Raw genomic sequence first — 16,272 nt, forward strand, 5'->3', positions numbered from 1 at the left:
CGCGGGCGCGGGCTCGTTCACGCACCGGCGGGAAGAACGTGTAGTAGATTAGACGTTCTGCGCAGACGGACGCAGGACAGTGAGCCCGCAAGAAACCGTCAGCCGAATGCGACACAGGCCGATAAACCACGCTATCCAGAAATGAGGCACGTTGTCAAGCCCCTCCGATGACCTCCGGCTCGCGGAAACCGAGTCGGAGCAGGAATACGTGTCGATGCTGTACGGCAGGCTGGACGACCTCCGCGAACAGAGCTCGAAGCGCCTGGCCGGCGCGCTGCGGCAAACCGGTGGCACGCACCAGATGCGCTCCGAACGGGACACCTCGGTGGCCATGTACTCCGACCAGCTGGCGCAGTACAGCGCGGTGGAGAACGGGTTGGCCTTCGGCCGGCTCGACTTCGACACCGACGACCGCTTCTACATCGGCCGGATCGGCTTGTTCGACGAGGACAAGGAGTACGAACCGCTGCTGATGGACTGGCGCGCGCCCGCCGCCCGCCCGTTCTACCTGGCCACCGCCGCCGCGCCGGAGGGCGTGCGGATGCGCAGGCACCTGCGGACCAAGCAGCGCAAGGTCGTCGGCTTCGACGACGAGGTGCTGGACATCAACTCGGTCGACCCGGACCGCCGGTCCGACGGCCTGACCGGCGAGGCCACCCTGCTGGCCGCGGTGAACGCGAGCCGCACCGGCCAGATGGGCGACATCGTCGCGACCATCCAGGCCGAGCAGGACAAGATCATCCGCACCGAGCTGAACGGCGTGGTCGTCGTGCAGGGCGGTCCGGGCACGGGCAAGACCGCGGTGGCGCTGCACCGCGCCGCGTACCTGCTCTACACGCACCGCCGACAGCTCGCGAAGCGCGGCGTGCTGGTGGTCGGGCCGAACGCGACGTTCCTGCGCTACATCGGGCAGGTGCTGCCGTCGCTGGGCGAGACCGGCGTGCTGCTGTCGACCGTCGGCGAGCTGTTCCCGGGCCTGACCGCGGTCGGCCGCGAGCCGGCCGAGGTGGCCGCGCTGAAGGGCCGCGGCGAGATGGCGGACGTGGTCGCGCACGCGATCCGGGACCGGCAGGAGGCGCCGAGCCTGGTCGAGGTGCCGTTCGAGCAGGACGTGCTGCGGCTGGACCGGCGGGCGATCACCGAGGCCCGCGGTCGGGCGCGGCGGACCCGGCGCCCGCACAACGAGGCGCGGCGGACGTTCCAGCGGGAGATCATCTCCACGTTGGCGTCGCAGGCGGTGTCCCGGCTCGGCAGACACCTGCTGGACCAGGCCGACATCGACGACATCCGGCGCGAGCTGCGCGAGGACCCGGGCGTGCAGGCCGCCGTGGAGAAGCTGTGGCCGACGTTGTCGCCCCAGCGGCTGCTCGAAGACCTCTACGCGACGCCGAAGCTGATCGCCAAGGCCACGCCGAAGTTCTCGGCCGCCGAGCGCGAGCTGCTGGCCCGCCCGCGCGGCGCCGAGTGGACGCCCGCCGACGTGCCGCTGCTGGACGAGGCCGCGGAACTGCTCGGCGAGGACGACACCGAGGCCAAGGCGCGGGCCGAGCGGCAGCGGCGGCAGGCGATCGACTACGCGCAGGGCGTGCTCGACATCCTCGACCTGGAGGACGACGCCGACCCGGACATCCTGATGGCGACCGACCTCGTCGACGCCTACCGGTTGGCCGAGCGGCACGGCGCGGAGCGCTACGAGACGGCGGCCGAGCGCGCGGCGGCGGACCGGACCTGGACGTTCGGGCACATCATCGTGGACGAGGCGCAGGAGCTGTCCCCCATGGCGTGGCGGACGCTGATGCGCCGGTGCCCCTCGAAGTCGATGACCGTGGTCGGCGACATCGCGCAGACCGGTGACATCGCCGGCGCGTCGTCCTGGCACGAGGTGCTGTCGCCGTACGTGCTGGACCGCTGGAAGCTGACCGAGCTGACGGTGAACTACCGGACGCCGTCGGAGATCATGGCGGTGGCGGCGGACGTGCTGTCCTCGGTCGACCCGGACCTGGTGCCGCCGACGTCGGTGCGGGACAGCGGGTTCGAGCCGTGGAGCCTGCGGGTGCCGTCGCTGACCGAGGCGCTGCCGTCGGTGGTCGACAAGGAGCTCGCCGAGATCGACGACGGCAAGCTCGCGGTGATCGTGCCGTCGGCGTCGGTGGCGACGCTGCGCGCCGCCGTGCCGGGCGCTTCGGACGACCTCGACGCGCAGGTGGTGGTGCTGGGGGTGACCGACGCGAAGGGCCTGGAGTTCGACTCGGTGCTGGTGGTCGACCCGGCGGGCATCCTGGCCGAGTCGCCGCGCGGCGCGAGCGACCTCTACGTGGCGCTGACCCGTGCCACCCAACGGCTCGGCGTCGTGCACACCGACGACCTGCCGGACGTGCTGCGGAGGTTGGCGGTCAACGGGTGAGGGCGTAGCCGAGGGCGGCCGCGGCCACGCCGGCCGCGATGCTGCCGGCCACGTTGGCGAACGCCTGCCCGTGGCGGCCGTCCTCGGTCAACCGGATCGTCTCGTAGCTGAACGTGCTGTAGGTCGTCAGGCCGCCGCACAGACCGGTGCCGACGAGCGCGACCAGGTCCGGAGACGCGCCCGCCACGCAGCCGAGCACGAACGAGCCCACCACGTTCACCGCGAACGTGGCCCAGGGGAACGACTTGCGCAGCAGCCGGCCGGCCGCGTACCGCAACGACGCGCCCGCCGCCGCGCCGACGAAGACCAGCAGCACCGTCACGGCGACACCCGGCGGGTCACGGCCATGGCGGCGAAGGTCGCGCCCAGCGCCAGGAGCAAGGTGGCGAGCAGGTACGCGACCGCAGTGAGGCCACCCAGCCGCACGGCGTCCAGCGCGTAGCCCGAGAACGTGGTGAAGCCGCCCAGCACACCGATGCCCAGCAACGGCCGCGCCAGCGGGTGCAGGCGCGGCACCAGGACCATAAGCACCCCGATCAGCGCGCAGCCCACCACGTTGACCAGCAGCGTGCCCCAAGGGCCTTGGACCACCGCGGCCAGGCCGTAGCGCGCCACGCCGCCGATGCCGCCACCCAGGGCGACCGCCGCGAGGACCCGGAGCTCAGTGCGCACGCAGGTGGTCCACCAGGTGGTCCAGCGCGGCCAGGGCGCGGACCACGTCGGCGCGTTCGGCCGGGTCGAGCTTGTCCAGCGCCGAACCGATGCGCTTCTCGTGCGCGGCCTGCCAGACGGCCAGCTGCTCGTGACCCTGCGGCGTCACCGAGAGCCGGGCCACGCGGCGGTCGCTGGGGTCACCGCCCCGTTCGACCAGGCCGCCCTCGATCAGCTGGCCGACCAGGCCGCTGACCGTGTTCGGCGCCAACCGCAGCTCGGCGGCGAGGTCGCCTACGCGCATCGGGGGGCGCTCGGCGAGCGTCTGGAGCAACTCGACCTGCGCCATCGGCAGGGAGTCCCACGGCCATTCCGACCGGATGCTCGTGCGCAGTGCCCGCCGGAGCCTCGTGACCACGTCGGTGAGCGAGCGTGCCTCGTCTGACATGCGCGAATGGTACTGGGTCAGGAAATGTCGTCCCACGGAGTGACGCCGGATCAGGTGGTGGCCCGGTGGACCCGCCCGGCGCTCGGCAACGCGTTCGGCAGCGCGTTAGCGGTGGCCCTGCCGCCGTTCCCCGAACCCCTTGGGCGGGCCCGGCGTGTCCTGCGCAGCACTCTCGGTGTTCGCCTCGTTGACGGTCTCTACGCCGATCGGGGACAAGGCGTCTTCCCGCTGTCCACGAGTCGCGCCGGATCAGTAATCTCGCCCCACCGGGGCGAACGCTCGGGCCGGCACACACACGGGTGAGGGAGCGGTGGCGGATCGGCTTGGCTGGGTCCCCGACGAGGTCGACACCGGTTTGCCCAGCGCCGCCCGGCTCTACGACTACCTGCTCGGCGGCGGCCACAACTTCGCGGTCGACCGCGAGCTGGCGGAGAGGTTCCTCCGCGCCCAGCCCAACGCCCGCACCATCGCCCGGCTCAACCGCGCGTTCCTGCGCCGGGCCGTGCTGCACCTGGTCGACGCGGGCGTGCGGCAGTTCCTCGACCTGGGCTCGGGCATCCCGACCGTGGGCAACGTGCACGAGATCGCGCGCAAGGCCGCGCCCGGGTCACGCGTGGTGTACGTCGACTACGAGGACATCGCGGTCGCGCACAGCCTGATGATCCTCGCGCACGACGACCTGACGACCGTCCTGCAGGAGGACATGACCGACCCGGCCGCGGTGCTCGACGGCGCCCGGGCCACCGGCCTGATCGACTTCGCCGAGCCGGTCGGCGTGCTCGCCGTCGGGGTGTTCCACTTCGTGCCGCCCGAACGCGACCCGGCCGGCGTGCTCGCCGCGTACCGCGACGCCGTGGCGCCGGGCAGCTACCTGGCCCTGTCCCAGTTCACCTCCGACCTCCAGCCCGACGAGATGGCCGGGATCGTGGCCGTGATGCGGCCGAGCGCGAACCCGATGTTCCCCCGCACCCACGCCGAGATCACCGCCCTGTTCGACGGTTTCGACCTGGTCGAGCCGGGCGTGGTCGCGCTGCCGCGGTGGCGGCCCGAGGAAGGCGCCGTCGACGAGGATGCCGACCGGGCCGGCATCTTCGCCGGCGTGGGCCGCAAGAGGTGAGCCGACGTGGCACCACCCGCTGAGACCCGGCGGCAGGACATCGCGCGCGAGTGGATGCGGGCGGTCTACCCCACCGCGTACGTGCCGATGTCGCCGACCGAGATCGAGCTGTACCTGCTCGACCTGGTGGACGTGATCGCCGACGCGGTCCAGGCCGAGCCGTTCACCGTCGACCCCGTCGCGGTGGTGGGCGACCGGCTGGTCGAGGCCCACTTCACCGGTCCGGAGACGTTGCGGCGCACGGTGGAGGTGCTCGGGCGCGCCCTGCTGTTCACCCCCGAGCTCCAGGACGTGCCCCGGTTGGCGGAGAAGGTCGTCGCCATCCTGGGCAGCCTGAGCACCGCCTTCGCCACCGCGATGCGGATGGACGCGTTCGACCAGCAGGAAGAGGTCAAGCGCGCGCTCTTGGCGGCCAAGCGGCGGGCCGAGCGGGTGCTCAAGGTCAGCGAGGCCAGGTTCCGGGAGGTGTTCGACTCCTCCGCGTTCGGCATCGCCATCACCGACCTGGGCGGCGCGTGCGTCGAGGCGAACGAGGCGCTGGCCGAGATGGTCGGCCGGGACCGCGCCGAGCTGGCCGGGCGGAGGCTGGTCGAGCTGTTCGACCCGGCCGACGCGAAGGCGATGGTGAGCACGTACGAGGCGGTCGGCGACGGCCGGGCGGCGCGGGTCCGCGCGCAACGGCGGCTGCTGCGCGAGGACGGCGAGCCGGTGTGGGTGCACCTGGCGGTGTCGTTGCTGCGTGACGCGGACGGCGAGCCCGCCTACCACGTGACCATGGCCGAGGACGTCAGCGAGCTGCACCTGCTGCGCAAGAACCTGGACTTCCAGCTGCTGCACGACTCGCTCACCGGCCTGTCCAACCGGCAGCGCCTCGTCACCCGGCTGGAAGCGCTGCACGGCACGTCGCGCGGCGGGGTCACGCTCTACCAGCTCGGCCTGGACGGGTTCTCGGCGGTGAACAACGGCCTCGGCCACGCGGTCGGCGACCGGGTGCTCATCGAGGTGGGCCGCCGACTCGAAGCCGCGGTGGCCCACGAGGACGCGCTGGTCGCCCGGATGGGCGGCGACGAGTTCGCCATCGTGGTGGGCAACTCGCCGGCCACGCCGACGGTGCCCGTCGTGGTGGACCGGATCAACGAGGCGCTGCAACGGCCGATGGACAACGGCGTGGCCCCGTCCGCCACCATCGCCGTGGTCGACCGGCCACCGGCGGGGTGGGACGTCGCCGAGATCCTCCGCGCGGCCGACGCGACCCTGCGCCGGGCCAAGTCGTGCGGCAAGCGGCAGTGGCTGTCCTACGACCGGCACGCCGACCAGCGGTTCCGGGATCGACAGGCGCGGGCCGCGAGGATGCCCGGTGCGTTGGCCGACCGCGAGCTGGAGCTCGAATACCAGCCCGTGGTGGACCTGGTCGACCGGCGGGTGCTCGGGCACGTGGCCAGGCTGCGCTGGGACGACCTCGGGCACGACGAGTGCCTGGCGCTGGCCGACGAGACCGGGTTGTCCCTGGCGCTCGGCCAGTGGGCGCTGAGCGAGGCCGCGGCCGACACCGTGCGGTCCGCCGCGGCCGACCCGGCGGGAACGCTGTACTTCGAGCTGTCGCCGATGCAGTCCCGCGACGAGGACCTGGTGCGCAGGGTGACGCGGACGCTGGCGGAGACCGGCTTGCCCGCGTCCCGGCTGCGGCTCCTCCTGGACGCCCGCACGATGCTGGACTGCGTCGACGACGACAACGCGCAGGTGTTGCGGGACAACGGCATCGCCGCCGGGCTGACCCGCTTCAACGGCGGGCAGGCCGAGCTGGCGCTGCTGGAGGAGATGCCGGTGGACGCGGTGGTCCTCGACCCGTCGGTGGTGCGCAGGCTCGCCGAGCGGCCCGAGTCGTTCCTGCACGACGCGGTGGCGCGGATGGTGGACCTGATCCGCTCGTCCGGGGTGTCCGTGCTGGTGCCGGATGTCGACACAGCGCTACGGGCGGCGTGGTGGGCGCGGGTCGAGGTGGACGCCGCGTTCGGCGACCACCTCGCGCCCGCCGTGCCGGGTTACGAGCTGTCCGGCGCCTGAGCCCGCCGGGGGGGCTCAGACGTGCTTGACCGCGGCCAGCAGCTTGGTCAGCGACTCCTTGGCGTCACCGAACAGCATCGTGGTCTTCGGGTTGTAGAGCAGGCTGTTGTCCACGCCCGCGAAGCCCGGCCGCATGGAGCGCTTCATGAACACCACGGCCTTCGCCCGGTCCACGTCGAAGATCGGCATGCCGTAGATCGGACTGCTCGGCTCGTCCCGCGCGCCCGGGTTGACCACGTCGTTCGCGCCGACCACCAGCACCACGTCGACGCTGCCGATGCCGGGGTTGACGTCGTCGAGCTCCTTGAGGTTCTCGTAGGGCACGTCCGCCTCGGCGAGCAGCACGTTCATGTGACCCGGCATCCGGCCCGCGACCGGGTGGATGCCGTACTGCACCGTGATGCCGCGCTCTTCCAGCACCTGCGCCAGTTCCCGCGCCGCGTGCTGCCCCTGCGCCACGGCCAGGCCGTAACCGGGGACCACCAGCACGGAGTGGGCGTAGCCGAGCAGGATCGCGACGTCCTCCACCGTGCCGGCGCGCACGGTGCGCTGTTCGTCGGTGCCCGCGGTCGCGGTGGTGGTCTGGAACGCGCCGAACAGGATGTTGGTCAGCGGCCGGCCCATGGCCTGGGCCATCAACCGGGTCAGGATGGTGCCGGACGCGCCGACGAGCGTGCCGGAGACGATCAGCAGGGTGTTGGCCAGCACGTAACCCGACGCGGCGACGGCCAGTCCGGTGAACGCGTTGAGCAGCGAGATCGCGATCGGCACGTCCGCACCGCCCACCGGCAGCACGAACAGCACGCCCAGCGCGAGACCGGCCAGCGCCAGCAGCACCAGCACCACGCCGCTCCCGGTCAGCACGACCCACAGGGCCAGCAGCGCGCTCACCGCGGCCACCCCGATGCCGAGGACCTGACCGGCGGGCAGCAGCACCGGCCGGGTGGTCATGATCTCCTGGAGCTTGAGGAAGGTCACCACGCTGCCGGAGAAGCTGACCGAGCCGATCAGCACCGTGAGCACGGTGGCGAGCTGGAACAACACCGAGCCGTGCGGCACCGCGAGGAACTCGGTCAACGCGACCAGGGCCGCCGCGGCGCCGCCGACGCCGTTGAACAGCGCCACCATCTGCGGGATGGCGGTCATCTTCACCGACCGGGCCGCCGGGATGCCCACCACCACGCCCGCGGCCACCGCGAGCAGGATCAGCAGTCCGTTGTGGACCGCGCCGTGGACGTAGGCCGTGACCACGGCCAGCGCCATGCCCGCCGCGCCGAGCAGGTTGCCCGCGCGGGCGTACTTCGGCGTGCTCAGGCCCTTGAGCGCGAGCACGAAGCACAGGGCGGCGACCAGGTACGCGAGCTGGACCCAGGTGGGGCTCACTTCCCCGCCTCCCCGTGCCCGTTGGTGTCGGCCTTGACCGCCCTGGTCGGTTTGTGGCCCTTGAACATCTCCAGCATCCGGTCGGTCACCACGAAGCCGCCCACCACGTTGACCGTGGCCAGGAAGACCGCGGCCAGGCCGAGCGTGATCTCCAGCGCGTGCTCGGCGCGACCGGTGATCAGGATCGCGCCGACCAGGATCACGCCGTGGATCGCGTTCGCGCCCGACATCAGCGGCGTGTGCAGGATCGTGGACACCTTCGACACGACCTCGAAGCCGACGAACACGGCCAGCACGAAGATCGTCAACAGGTCGATCACGACAGCTCCCTCCTCAGCTCACCCGCGTGCGTGAGGCAGCAGCCGGCCAGCACCTCGTCGGTGAGGTCCGGCACGACCCGGCCGTCCTTGGTCATCATCGTCAGGAGGTTGGCCACGTTGCGCGCGTAGAGCCTGCTGGCGTGCACGGGCATGGTGCTCGGCATGTTCCTCGCCCCGTAGACCAGCACCTCGCCGACCCAGATCTCCTCGCCCGGGCTGCTCGCGGTGACGTTGCCACCGGACTCTGCGGCCAGGTCGACCACGACCGAGCCGGGCGCCATCGCCTTGAGCATGTCGTTGGTGACCAGCACGGGCGCCTTGCGGCCCGGGATGGCGGCGGTGGAGATGACCACGTCGGAGGCGGCGACCCGGTCCGCGATCAGCTCGCGCTGGCGTTCCAGGAACGTCTCCGACTGCGCCTGCGCGTACACGCCCTGCTGCGTTTCGAGGTCCAGTTCCAGGAACCTCGCGCCGAGGCTCTTGACCTCGTCCCTGGCCGCCGCGCGCACGTCGTAGGCCTCGACCACGGCGCCGAGCCGGCGCGCGGTGGCGATGGCCTGGAGCCCGGCCACCCCCGCGCCCAGGACGAGCACCTTGGCCGGCGGGATGGTGCCCGCGGCCGTGGTGAACATCGGCAGGAACTTGGGCAGCCGGTTGGCCGCCTCGATCACCGCGCGGTAGCCCGCCACCAGGGCCTGCGAGGACAGGGCGTCGGCGGACTGCGCCCTGGTCACCCTGGGTAGCAGGTCGAGGCTGAACGACGTGACCTTGTTGGCCTTGAGCACCTCGATCAGCTCCGGCTCGGCGTTCGGCTGGAGGAAGCTGATCGTGATGTCGCCCTCCCGGAGGGCGGCGGCCTGCTCGGGTGTCGGTGGTTGGACGGACACGACCACGTCGGACAGACCGGCCGGGTGGTCGGCGATGACGTTCGCACCGGCTGCGCGGTAGGCGGCGTCGGAGGCCTGGGCGTGTGCGCCCGCTCCGGCTTGCACGTCGACCGTGAGTCCGGCACCGATCAGCGTGGTCACCGTTTCCGGTAGACCGGCTACGCGGCGCTCGGCGGGCCGCGACTCGACGGGTATGCCCACTCTCACGGAGAGTCACCCTAGACCGCTGAAGGTGATCTACGCCACACGTGGGCATTAACGTTAACCGTACATACGTCTTGCTGAGACCGGGGCGTGCCCGGACGCGTCAGTGGATGACCGGGCAAACACCTTCGGTGTCGTTCGAGAAGAAGTTCGGCACCAGTTCGCGCTTGTCGTAGTAGCGGTGGAAGACGCTGGTGATGCCGCTCGACATCGGCGGCACGATCCACGTCCAGTCCGCCGGGCACGAGCGACCCGCCGCCTCCTCCTTCTTGATGTGCGTGAGGAACCGGTCCGACTCGGTGTGGTGGTCGGTGATCGTCACGCCCGCCGCCGCGAACGAGTGCAGCACCGCGCGGTTCAGCTCGACCAGCACCCGGTCCTGCCACAGCGTCTGCACCGACGAGGTGTCCAGGCCCATCCGCTTGCCCAGGTAGGGCAGCAGGTCGTACCGGTCGACGTCGGCGAAGTTGCGGGCGCCGATCTCGGTGCCCATGTACCAGCCGTTGAACGGCGCGGCGGGGTAGTCGATGCCGCCGATGCGCAGGCGCATGTTGCTGATCGCCGGCACGGCGTGCCAGCGCAGCCCCAGGTCGGCCAGCCACGGCAGCTCTGGGTGGCCGATCGGCACCTCCAGCACCGCGTCGGGCGGCAGTTCGACCAGGGCGGGCTCGGCGTCCTCCCGCGCCACGATCAACGGCAGCACGTCGAACGGGCCCCGCCGCCCGGGCGGGCGCCAGCCCATCCCGATGGCCTCCTCGGTGAGCTCGACGTTGCGCCGGTCGCCCAGCACACCGCCGTCCGGGCCGAGGTAGCCCGCGTAGCGGATCAGCTGCTCGTTGCGGATCCTCGGCGCGGGCCGGCCCGGCTCGTCCGGCGCGAACACGGTGATCGCGGGGCGGACCTTGCCGCCGTTGGTGGCGAGCTTGAGGTGCTCGACGCACTCGTCCGCGATCTCCTTGGGGTCGCGCAGGTCGCGCAGGTCGCGGACCTTGAGGCTGCGCCAGTACAGCCGACCGATGCAGCGGGCGCTGTTGCGCCAGGCCACCCGCGCGCCGAACGTGAGCTCGTCGGGCGTGTGGCGGTACGTGCCGGTGGCGGCGACCTCGGCGTGCACCTCGGCGAGGCGGTGTTCGACGGGGCCCGACTCGGGGTTCTCCGAGTGGTGCAGGCGGATGAACTCGTCGGCCTCGGCGAGGTCGACGGCGGGGGCGGCGGAGTCGCACAGGGGAATGGCTTCAGCCGGACACGAGGGGACGGGGGCCATGGCGGGACACCGTAGTTGCCCTTTCGGGGTTGCTGCACCGCCGTGCCGGGCACCGGGTGGGGTCCACCCCACACTGTTGATGCCGGACAGTGAGTGCTTGATCGCGCAGACGGGTGACCCATCCTGCGAAAACGAGTGATATTGGATCGTTATCCGCTCGAATTGCGGCGGTTACCTGTGATTTACATCACTGGGGATTTCTCACCTATCGGGTGACAGCGACGGCGGGTTCCACGCCAGGAACTTCGCCATGCCCCGCAGACCGACCCCGGCCGGCACCGCACGCACCACGGCGTCACGCACGGCCACCGCCACCGGGTTGCGCAGTTTGTGCCCCACCCGCCCGACCGCCCTCGACGCCTTCGCCATCGCCTGCGTGCGCGGACGGCGTTGCCGGTCGTACTCGGCCAGCGCGGTCGGCACGTCGTCGGCGCGGGCGCACGCGGCGGCCAGCACCACGGCGTCCTCGATCGCCATGCACGCGCCCTGGCCCAGGTAGGGCGTCATCGCGTGGGCGGCGTCGCCGAGCAGCGCCACGCGGCCGCTCACGTAGGTCGGCAGCGGCGTGGCCAACTCGTGGATGTCGTGCCGCAGCACGGTCCCGGGCGGGGTGGCGTCGAGCAGGTCCGGGATCGGGTCGTGCCAGTCGCCGACGAGCCCGCGCACCTCGGCCAGCTCGTCGTGCGCACGCCCGCCCGCGGGTGCGACCGCGGCCGCGTACCAGCAGACCCGGCCGTCGCCCAGCGGCAGCACGCCGAACTCCCGCCCCGGACCGAGGGTCTGGCCGATGCCGAGGTCGAGCGGGAACCGGGCCGTCGTCACGCTGCGCCACGCCGTGGTGCCCGCGTACACCGGCCGGGGCAACGCCGGGAACAACGCCTCCCGGACGCGGCTGCGGATGCCGTCCGCGGCGACCACCAGGTCGGCGTCCAGGTCGTCCACCGACCGCACGTCGGCATCCGTGACCAGGCAGGACCCGGGCAGCGCGGACCGCAGCACCCGGTGCAGGTCGGCGCGGTGCACCGCCACGACGTGGTCCACCCGCGCCGCGTCCACGTGCGTCAGCGTCCGGCCCCTCGGGTCGCGCAGGCCGCCCGCCACCCTGGGCGTGCCGATCCGCCGCACGTCGTCGGCCAACCCCAGCGCGGCCAGCGCCCGCATCGCGTTCGGCATCACCCCGACACCCGCGCCGACCTCGCCGAACTCCGGGGCGCGCTCCAGCACGACGACATCCCACCCGACCTGTCGCAACGCCACCGCCGCCGTGACCCCGCCGAGGCCACCTCCCACCACGACCGCTCTCATGCCCCTCCTTCTACAGCTGTAGATGTCAGTACTCTACAGCTGTAGAAGGAGGACGACACCGTGACGGAGCGCATGGCCGCCCTCGCCGACGCGGCGATCCACGTGGTGGCCACCAAAGGCATGCGCGGGCTGACCCACCGCGCGGTGGACGCGGCGGCGGGCGTGCCCACCGGCTCGACGTCGGCCTACTTCCGCACCCGCAAGGCACTGGTCGAGGGCGTGGTGCAACGGCTGGCCGACGTGGACAACGCCGAGGTTGTCGCGGCGGCGGTGGACGTCACGCTGGACCCGGACCGGCTCGCGGAGGGCGTCGCGCACGTGCTCGACCAGTGGATGACGACCGGCCGCGAGCGCACCCTGGCCCGGTACGCGTGCCTGCTGGAGGCCACCCACCACCCCGAGCTGCGCGGCATCCTGGCCCACGGCGAACGACCGCGCGCGCAGGCGAGGGAGCTGCTGGCCGCGTTGGGCGCGGAGGACCCGGAGCGGCAGGGCCGGGAGCTGGTGGCGTTCGTGGACGGGCTGCTGTTCGACCGGCTGGTCGGCGCGGGCGCGCTCGGCGCACCGGCACCGGGCACGCCGGAGAGCCGGGCCGAGCTGGCCGCGGCGATCCGTGCGGCCTTGCGCGGCGTGCTAGGGAAGTGAGTGACGCGGGGTCGGCGCCACGGCGCCGACCCCGCCTCGTCTACGCGGATCGCTCGGAGTTGCTGCCCAACCGGGGGAACGGGTCGGTCGAGAACACGACCTCCACCGGAACCTCGAAGTACTGGGCGATGCGCAGCGCCAGGTACAGGCTGGGGCTGTACTCGCCCCGTTCCAGGTAGCCCACGGTCTGGTAGTGGATGCCCAACGCCTCGGAGAGCTGCCGGCGGGACACACCCCGTTCGGCGCGCAGCATCGCGATCCGGTTGTAGACGCTTTCGCTCATCGCACCCTCTGCAACGCCGCCTCGCGGCGCTGCTCCATTTCCGCTCCGGACTCCCGGCGGGCCATCCGCCGCAGGATCGTAGGCGCTACCAGGAAGCCGGCCACCGCCCACACCCCGAGCACGCCGACCGCCTCCAGGACCCGCCACGACCCGCCGATCTCCGCGGCCGCCGCCGAGTCGGGCAGCAGCGCCGCCCTGGCGCCGTGCCCGGCCCAGTACACCGGGAACACCTGGGCCACGCCCTGCACCCAGCCCGGCATCGCGGTGATCGGGTAGAAGATGCCGGAGATCGCCGTGAGGCCCATCATCGGCAGCATGGTGATGCCCATCGCGCCGCCCGGGCTCTTGGTGATCGACCCGGCGACCGCGCCCCACGGCAACATCGACGCCATGCCCAGCCCCAGCACCGCGAGCAGGCCGAGCAGCCCGACCACGCCCGCGTCCGCCAGCACGTTGACCAGGAACAGGCCCGGCACCAGCACGATCAGCAGGGCGAACACGTTGTCCAGCGTGGTCTGCACGGCCCGGCCGACCAGGTAGCCGACCATGCCGTGCGGCACCGCCTTGGCGCGCAGCAGCGTGCCGTCCTCGCGGTTGGTCGACAGCTGGCCCGCCGGTCCGACCAGGCTGCCGAACACCATGCCCATGCCGAGCATGCTGGGCAGGGTGAGGGCGGCGAGCGTGATGTCGGCGCCATCGGCGGTCGAGTCGCGCTGGAACCACAGCACGGTCAGGAAACCGACCGACATGAACAGGTTGTAGAGCTGGTCGGAACTGCCGAGGGTGTGACGGAACTCGCGCAGCCCGCGGTCCAGGCCGAGCCGGACGCCGTGCGTCGTGGCGTTCACAGGACCGCCACCTCCTCCATCGCCTGCCCGCTCTCGTGCCGCTGCACGAGGGCCATGTAGGTGTCCTCCAAGGTGCTGCGCCGCACCTCCAGCTCGGAGATGCCGGTCGCGTGCTGCCGGAACAGGTCGCGCACGAACGCCGTCGCGTCCTCGGCCGTGTGCACGTGCCGCAGGCCGTCGTGCGTCCAGCGGATCTCGGACTTGCCCGCGACCTGGCGGCTGAGCTGGTCGGGGCTGCCGTCGGCGATGATCCGGCCGCCCGCCAGCACCAGGATCCGGTCGGCCAGCTTCTCCGCCTCGGCCAGGTCGTGCGTGGTGAGCAGGATCGTCATGCCCTCCAGGTCCGCCAGCCGGTGCACCAGGTCGTGGAAGTCCCGGCGCGCGTGCGGGTCGAACCCGGCCGTCGGCTCGTCCAGGAACAACAGGTCCGGCTTGCCGACGATGCCGATCGCCACGTCCAACCGCCGCCGCTGGCCGCCGGACAGGCTGCTGATCTTCTTGTGCGCGTGCTCGGTCAGGCCGACGGTCTCGACCAGCTCGTCGGTGTCGAACGGCCGCGGCTGGTGCGGCGTGGCGTAGGGCGCGTAGTAGCGGCCGAGGTGGTGCAGCAGCTCGCGCACCCGCCAGCGGCCGTGGTCGCGCCACGACTGCAGCACCACGCCGAGCCGGGCGCGCCAGGCCTCGTCGCCGGTGGCCGGGTCGACGCCCAGCACCCGGACGTGGCCGTCGGAGGGCAGCCGGAAGCCCTCCAGGATCTCGATCGTCGTGGTCTTGCCCGCGCCGTTGGGCCCGAGCAGGGCCACCACCTCACCCGGATCCGCGGTGAAGTCGACCCCGTGCAGCACGTCCGTCGTGCCGTAGCGCATCCGCAGATCGCGCACCTCGATGACCAAGGACCCTCACCTCCCCCTGTCAGAGTTCTTGGGCTTTTTGTAGCACACCTGCTATCACTCGTACTACGGCCGTTCCCTGATTGCCTATTTCCTTCACGGCTTCGTGAACCTTCTGTATGTTGCGAAGTAGGTCCCCTAACGCACTGGGAGGTGTGCGAGATGACCGAAACGCTGTATTCAGAGCTGCCCACCCGACGCAGCACCCCGTTCGACCCGCCCGCGGAGTTGGGGTTGCTCCGCGAGCGGGCGCCCATCAGCAGGTTGCGATTCCCCGACGGCCACCTGGGGTGGCTCGTGACCAGCTACGAGCTGGCTCGCGAGGTGCACGCGGACCGGCGGTTCAGCAGCCGGGCCGAGCTCCAGCACTCACCGCGCCTGCTCGCCGGCGAGCCGGTCACGCAGCGGCCGCCGGCCAAGCCGGGCATGTTCATCGCGATGGACGCGCCCGACCACACCCGGTACCGCAAGCTGCTGACGGGCCAGTTCACCGTGCGGCGGATGAACCAGCTGCTGCCGCGGATCGAGCAGATCGTGGCCGAGCACCTGGCCGCGATGCGTGCCGCCGGATCGCCGGCGGACCTGGTGGCGAACTTCGCGCTGCCGGTGCCGTCGATGGTGATCTGCGAACTGCTGGGGGTGCCCTACGAGGACCGGGAGTCGTTCCAGCACGACACCGCCAAGGCGCTGAGCCTGGACTCCACGTTCGAGGAGATCATGGCGGCGTTCGAGCGGCTGGAGGAGTTCGTGCTCCAGCTGGCGAAGCGCAAGCACGTCACGCCGGGCGACGACATGCTGTCCGGCCTGATCGCCACCGGCGAGCTGACCGACTCCGAGGTCGCCAACATGGGGCTGCTGCTGCTCGTCGCCGGTCACGAGACCACGGCGAACATGCTGGGCATCGGCACGTTGTTGCTGTTGCGCAACCCCGACCAGCTGGCGGCGCTGCGAGCCGACCCGTCGTTGGTGGACAACGCGGTCGAGGAGATGATGCGGTACCTGACCATCATCCAGTTCGGCACGCTGCGCACCGCGGTCGAGGACGTGGAGATCGGTGGTGTGGTGGTCCGGGCCGGTGAGTCGGTCTCGATCTCCGTCGCCGCCGCCAACCGCGACCCGGCGCGGTTCGAGCGGCCGGACGAGTTCGACGTCACCCGGTCCGCGGCCGGGCACATCGGGTTCGGCCACGGCGTGCACCAGTGCCTCGGTCAGCAGTTGGCCAGGATCGAGATGAGGGTCGGGTTCTCGGCGCTGTTCCGGGAGTTCCCCGACCTGCGGCTCGCGGTGCCCGCCGAGGATGTCAGGATGCGGGACGACATGGCGATCTACGGGGTGCACGAGCTGCCGGTGGAGTTCCAGTGAAGATCGAAGTCGATCCGGACCGGTGCGCGGGGTCGGGGATGTGCGCGTTGACCGACCCGGCGGTGTTCGACCAGGACGAGGTGGACGGGACGGTCGTGCTGCTGCTGCCGTCCCCGACCGGCGAGCACGAGAAGGCGGCGCGTGAAGCGGCGCACCTGTGCCCGGCGGGCGCCATCCACGTCGTGGGGTGACAGGGG

Annotated in this window: 17 protein-coding genes; 6 read left to right on the forward strand and 11 right to left on the reverse strand. The window is 71.7% G+C overall.

What is annotated here, in order from left to right; all coding sequences use genetic code 11:
- Positions 1–151: 151 nt before the first annotated feature.
- Positions 152–2,404, forward strand: coding sequence for a HelD family protein (locus ACYVLT_RS10100; protein WP_461119864.1), 2,253 nt, complete (start codon positions 152–154; stop codon positions 2,402–2,404).
- Here the strand turns inward: ACYVLT_RS10100 and crcB are convergent.
- The 3 genes from crcB to ACYVLT_RS10115 are packed head-to-tail and all read right to left on the reverse strand — an operon-like array spanning position 2,394 to position 3,503.
- Positions 2,394–2,726 (reverse strand): fluoride efflux transporter CrcB, encoded by a 333-nt coding sequence (crcB, locus tag ACYVLT_RS10105; protein WP_461119865.1) that lies wholly within the window; start codon positions 2,724–2,726, stop codon positions 2,394–2,396. The genes ACYVLT_RS10100 and crcB overlap by 11 nt on opposite strands.
- Positions 2,723–3,076 (reverse strand): fluoride efflux transporter FluC, encoded by a 354-nt coding sequence (locus tag ACYVLT_RS10110; protein ID WP_461119866.1) that lies wholly within the window; start codon positions 3,074–3,076, stop codon positions 2,723–2,725. The genes crcB and ACYVLT_RS10110 overlap by 4 nt, the downstream gene beginning before the upstream one ends.
- Positions 3,066–3,503 carry a MarR family winged helix-turn-helix transcriptional regulator gene (locus ACYVLT_RS10115; RefSeq protein ID WP_461119867.1) on the reverse strand — a complete coding sequence of 146 codons (438 nt, stop codon included), beginning with the start codon at positions 3,501–3,503 and terminating at the stop codon, positions 3,066–3,068. The genes ACYVLT_RS10110 and ACYVLT_RS10115 overlap by 11 nt, the downstream gene beginning before the upstream one ends.
- A gap of 310 nt (positions 3,504–3,813) precedes the next feature.
- Here ACYVLT_RS10115 and ACYVLT_RS10120 point away from each other — a divergent pair, with 310 nt between their 5' ends.
- Both ACYVLT_RS10120 and ACYVLT_RS10125 read left to right on the forward strand, forming a co-directional pair.
- A complete protein-coding gene (locus ACYVLT_RS10120) occupies positions 3,814–4,620 on the forward strand; it encodes an SAM-dependent methyltransferase (protein WP_461119868.1) in 807 nt (268 codons plus the stop codon).
- 6 nt (positions 4,621–4,626) lie between these two features.
- Positions 4,627–6,684, forward strand: a complete 2,058-nt coding sequence (locus tag ACYVLT_RS10125; protein ID WP_461119869.1) for an EAL domain-containing protein — start codon at positions 4,627–4,629, stop codon at positions 6,682–6,684.
- A 15-nt stretch (positions 6,685–6,699) separates the two neighbouring features.
- Here ACYVLT_RS10125 and ACYVLT_RS10130 read toward each other — a convergent pair whose 3' ends face one another.
- The 5 genes from ACYVLT_RS10130 to ACYVLT_RS10150 form a co-directional block, all read right to left on the reverse strand.
- Positions 6,700–8,067: an NAD(P)(+) transhydrogenase (Re/Si-specific) subunit beta gene (locus ACYVLT_RS10130; RefSeq protein WP_461119870.1), complete on the reverse strand. Its 1,368-nt coding sequence runs from the start codon at positions 8,065–8,067 to the stop codon at positions 6,700–6,702.
- A complete protein-coding gene (locus ACYVLT_RS10135) occupies positions 8,064–8,387 on the reverse strand; it encodes an NAD(P) transhydrogenase subunit alpha part 2 (RefSeq protein ID WP_461119871.1) in 324 nt (107 codons plus the stop codon). Before ACYVLT_RS10135 ends, ACYVLT_RS10130 begins: the two co-directional genes overlap by 4 nt.
- Complete coding sequence (locus ACYVLT_RS10140) at positions 8,384–9,481, reverse strand: Re/Si-specific NAD(P)(+) transhydrogenase subunit alpha (RefSeq protein WP_461119872.1); 1,098 nt, start codon at positions 9,479–9,481, stop codon at positions 8,384–8,386. The genes ACYVLT_RS10135 and ACYVLT_RS10140 overlap by 4 nt, the downstream gene beginning before the upstream one ends.
- 100 nt (positions 9,482–9,581) lie before the next feature.
- A complete protein-coding gene (locus tag ACYVLT_RS10145; protein ID WP_461119873.1) occupies positions 9,582–10,742 on the reverse strand; it encodes a nitric oxide synthase oxygenase in 1,161 nt (386 codons plus the stop codon).
- A gap of 201 nt (positions 10,743–10,943) precedes the next feature.
- Positions 10,944–12,047: an FAD-dependent monooxygenase gene (locus tag ACYVLT_RS10150; protein ID WP_461119874.1), complete on the reverse strand. Its 1,104-nt coding sequence runs from the start codon at positions 12,045–12,047 to the stop codon at positions 10,944–10,946.
- A gap of 60 nt (positions 12,048–12,107) precedes the next feature.
- On the opposite strand from ACYVLT_RS10150, the gene ACYVLT_RS10155 reads away from it, so the two are divergent.
- Positions 12,108–12,692 (forward strand): TetR/AcrR family transcriptional regulator, encoded by a 585-nt coding sequence (locus ACYVLT_RS10155; protein WP_461119875.1) that lies wholly within the window; start codon positions 12,108–12,110, stop codon positions 12,690–12,692.
- 40 nt (positions 12,693–12,732) lie between these two features.
- On the opposite strand, the gene ACYVLT_RS10160 is transcribed toward ACYVLT_RS10155, so the two are convergent.
- The 3 genes from ACYVLT_RS10160 to ACYVLT_RS10170 are packed head-to-tail and all read right to left on the reverse strand — an operon-like array spanning position 12,733 to position 14,689.
- Entirely contained in the window at positions 12,733–12,975 is a 243-nt protein-coding gene (locus ACYVLT_RS10160) for a helix-turn-helix transcriptional regulator (protein WP_360453217.1), read from the reverse strand.
- Positions 12,972–13,823, reverse strand: a complete 852-nt coding sequence (locus tag ACYVLT_RS10165) for an ABC transporter permease (RefSeq protein WP_461119876.1) — start codon at positions 13,821–13,823, stop codon at positions 12,972–12,974. The genes ACYVLT_RS10160 and ACYVLT_RS10165 overlap by 4 nt, the downstream gene beginning before the upstream one ends.
- The gene (locus ACYVLT_RS10170; protein ID WP_461120160.1) at positions 13,820–14,689 is read right to left on the reverse strand and encodes an ABC transporter ATP-binding protein; all 870 of its coding nucleotides are present in this window, start codon (positions 14,687–14,689) and stop codon (positions 13,820–13,822) included. Before ACYVLT_RS10170 ends, ACYVLT_RS10165 begins: the two co-directional genes overlap by 4 nt.
- Positions 14,690–14,875: 186 nt before the next feature.
- Between ACYVLT_RS10170 and ACYVLT_RS10175 the strand changes: the two genes are divergently transcribed.
- Both ACYVLT_RS10175 and ACYVLT_RS10180 read left to right on the forward strand, forming a co-directional pair.
- A complete protein-coding gene (locus tag ACYVLT_RS10175; RefSeq protein WP_461119877.1) occupies positions 14,876–16,075 on the forward strand; it encodes a cytochrome P450 in 1,200 nt (399 codons plus the stop codon).
- Positions 16,072–16,266 carry a ferredoxin gene (locus tag ACYVLT_RS10180; protein WP_461119878.1) on the forward strand — a complete coding sequence of 65 codons (195 nt, stop codon included), beginning with the start codon at positions 16,072–16,074 and terminating at the stop codon, positions 16,264–16,266. The genes ACYVLT_RS10175 and ACYVLT_RS10180 overlap by 4 nt, the downstream gene beginning before the upstream one ends.
- Positions 16,267–16,272 lie beyond the last annotated feature (6 nt).

This window comes from Saccharothrix stipae, from assembly GCF_054781895.1.

What these genes read in the sequence shown, in the direction of transcription:
- ACYVLT_RS10115 (WP_461119867.1), bottom strand. Translation starts at nt 3,503, where the DNA reads ATGTCAGACGAGGCACGCTCGCTCACCGACGTGGTCACGAGGCTCCGG.
- ACYVLT_RS10145 (WP_461119873.1), bottom strand. Translation starts at nt 10,742, where the DNA reads ATGGCCCCCGTCCCCTCGTGTCCGGCTGAAGCCATTCCCCTGTGCGAC.
- ACYVLT_RS10150 (WP_461119874.1), bottom strand. Translation starts at nt 12,047, where the DNA reads ATGAGAGCGGTCGTGGTGGGAGGTGGCCTCGGCGGGGTCACGGCGGCG.
- ACYVLT_RS10160 (WP_360453217.1), bottom strand. Translation starts at nt 12,975, where the DNA reads ATGAGCGAAAGCGTCTACAACCGGATCGCGATGCTGCGCGCCGAACGG.
- ACYVLT_RS10170 (WP_461120160.1), bottom strand. Translation starts at nt 14,689, where the DNA reads ATGCGCTACGGCACGACGGACGTGCTGCACGGGGTCGACTTCACCGCG.
- ACYVLT_RS10175 (WP_461119877.1), top strand. Translation starts at nt 14,876, where the DNA reads ATGACCGAAACGCTGTATTCAGAGCTGCCCACCCGACGCAGCACCCCG.